A 2,750-nucleotide genomic window follows, 5' to 3' on the forward strand; every position below is an offset into this window, starting at 1 on the left:
GGGCCGTCAGCGCCAAGCTCACCCGCAGCAGGTCCGAGATCCCCGAAGCCACCGTCTGGGTCGACGTCGACGCCACGGCCCTGTGGGACCTGCGCGGGCAGATGGCCCCCGAGGGCGGGAAGGCGCCGTCCCTGACCGCACTCCTCGCCCGCTTCGTGCTGCTCGCGCTGGAGGACCATCCTCTGCTGGCGTCGCGGCTCAGCGAGAGCGGAGACGAGATCATCTCCTTCGACGGCGTGAACCTCGGGATCGCCGCGGATACGGAACGGGGGCTCCTGGTGCCGGTGCTCCCCCGCGCCCACGAGCTCACTGTGGCACAGCTCGACACGGTGCTGCGCGAACTCACCGTCACGGCGCGCTCCGGCACGATGCCGCCGGAGCGCCTGCGCGGGTCGACCTTCACGCTCAACAACTACGGAGGTCTGGGCGTCGACGGCTCGGCCGCGATCATCAACCACCCCGATGTGGCGATCCTCGGCATCGGTCGGATCATCGAGCGTCCGTGGGTGGTCGACGGGGCTATCGTGGCACGCCGGATCGTCCAGGTCTCGCTCGCGTTCGACCACCGCGTGTGTGACGGCGGCTACGCTGCCGGCTTCCTGCGGCGGGTGACCGAACTCATCGAGCACCCACTGCGAGCGTTCGGGAGGGTCTGACCGAAAGCGCGGGTTCTCGATTCCGACGGCGCCTATGCGCTACGCTCGGCAATTACTGACCGACCATTCGGTCATGAATAGCCGGGGCGCCTCGTCGCCCTCCCCTCCCGGAATCGCAGAACAATGGAGTTCGCATGACGTCAGCAGTCTCCGACCGCGCCTCGTCCGCACGGATGCCCGCCGAAGAACGGCGGGTGCTCGCCGGCACCCTCGTGGGCACCTCGATCGAGTGGTACGACTTCTTCATCTACGCCCAGGCCGCGGGATTGGTGCTCGCACCGCTGTTCCTGGCCCCGATCGCCCAGGAGAGCCCCGGCTTCGCCCAGGTCCTCTCGTTCGCGACCATCGGCATCTCCTTCCTCTTCCGCCCCCTCGGCGCGATCGTCGCTGGCCACCTCGGCGACAAGCTCGGGCGCAAGAAGATGCTCGTGCTCACCCTCATCATGATGGGGCTGTCCACGTCGCTCATCGGCATCCTCCCGACCTACGCCGCGATCGGCGTCGCCGCGCCCATCCTGCTGATCCTGCTCCGCATCGTGCAGGGATTCTCCGCGGGCGGAGAGTGGGGCGGAGCCGCACTGATGGCGGTCGAGCACGCGCCGAGCAACCGACGAGGACTCTTCGGCGCGTTCCCGCAGATCGGCGTCCCGGTCGGCATGATCCTCGCCACCTCGACCCTGTGGGTGCTCACCAGCTCGATGTCGCCGGAGGCCTTCCTCGAGTGGGGCTGGCGCATCCCGTTCCTGCTCTCGATCGTGCTCATCGCGGTCGGCTACGTGATCCGCCGCGCCGTCGACGAGAGCCCGGTCTTCGAGGATCTGCGACGTCGCCGCAAGGAGGCATCCGCTCCGCTGAGCCGCCTGTTCCGCCAGAACACCAAGCAGGTGGTCCTGACCGCCATCATCTTCATCGCCAACAACGCGGCGGGCTACCTGCTCATCGCGTTCTTCGCGACCTACGCCGTCGCGACGCTCGGCATGGAGCGTCCTCCGGTTCTGCTGGCGACGACGCTCGCCTCGTTCGGATGGCTCATCTTCACCCTCTGGGGAGGACACCTCTCCGATCGACTCGGTCGCATCCGCACCTTCCAGATCGGGTACGTCGCACTCGCCCTGTGGGCGGTGCCGATGTGGTTCCTGATCGATACCGCGAACATCCTCTGGTACTTCGTGGCGTTGTTCGTGATGACGTTCGCGCTCGGTCTCTCCTACGGGCCCCAGGCCGCGCTCTACGCCGAGATGTTCCCCGCGAACGTGCGCTACTCGGGAGTATCCATCGGCTACGCCCTCGGCGCGATCCTCGGCGGGGCGTTCGCACCGATGATCGCCGAAGCCCTGATGAACCAGTTCCACGCGGCCTGGACGATCGGCGTCTACATCGCGGTCGCCGCGGTGATCTCGCTCATCGGGGTCTCCCTCGTCAAGGAGACCAAGGGCGTCGATCTGCTCACGTGACCCTCGGGCCGACCACCCGGGATCGCAGCGATCCCTGAGTCTGTGACATAATTACCGGACGATCGGTCAGTAATTCGGATCGATCGTCCGGACACGGGCCACCCGTCGAGACAACGCAGTCAGGAGTTCCGCATGACCGAGGCATACCTCGTGGGAGGCGTACGCACCCCGGTCGGACGCTACGGTGGCGCGCTCGCCTCCGTCCGCCCGGACGACCTCGCATCGATCGTCGTGCGCGAAGCGGCGCTGCGCGCCGGAATCGACCCGCTGCAGGTCGAGATCGACGAGGTCATCCTCGGTGCCGCCAACCAGGCGGGCGAGGACAACCGCAACGTCGCCAGGATGGCGGTGCTGCTCGCGGGGCTTCCCGACAGCGTCCCCGGAATCACGGTCAACCGGCTCTGCGCCTCGGGGATGTCCGCCGTCACGATGGCGGCGCAGGCCGTCCGCGCCGGCGACGCCGATGTGATCCTCGCCGGCGGCGTCGAGTCGATGACCCGCGCGCCCTGGGTGCAGGCCAAGCCGGAGAAGGCCTGGGCGAAGCCCGGAGCCGCGTTCGACACCTCGATCGGCTGGCGCTTCCCGAATCCGCGCCTTCTGGCGCGCGAGAAGGCGACGTTCTCGATGCCGGAGACGGCGG

The 2,750-nt window shown here is 68.1% G+C and carries 3 protein-coding genes; all 3 read left to right on the plus strand.

What is annotated here, in order from left to right; genetic code table 11:
- The coding region (locus KZA10_RS11600; protein ID WP_218682958.1) for a dihydrolipoamide acetyltransferase family protein at positions 1 to 656 on the plus strand (656 nt) is incomplete at its 5' end.
- A 134-nt stretch (positions 657 to 790) separates the two neighbouring features.
- On the plus strand, positions 791 to 2,110 hold the full coding sequence (locus tag KZA10_RS11605; protein ID WP_218682959.1) for an MFS transporter: 1,320 nt from the start codon (positions 791 to 793) through the stop codon (positions 2,108 to 2,110).
- Positions 2,111 to 2,242: 132 nt separating this feature from the next.
- Positions 2,243 to 2,750 (plus strand): beta-ketoacyl synthase N-terminal-like domain-containing protein (locus tag KZA10_RS11610; RefSeq protein WP_306300812.1); only part of this gene is annotated, 508 nt, incomplete at its 3' end.

The sequence above is a fragment of the Microbacterium sp. BF1 genome, assembly GCF_019279095.1.
GTDB classification, from domain to species: domain Bacteria; phylum Actinomycetota; class Actinomycetes; order Actinomycetales; family Microbacteriaceae; genus Microbacterium; species Microbacterium maritypicum.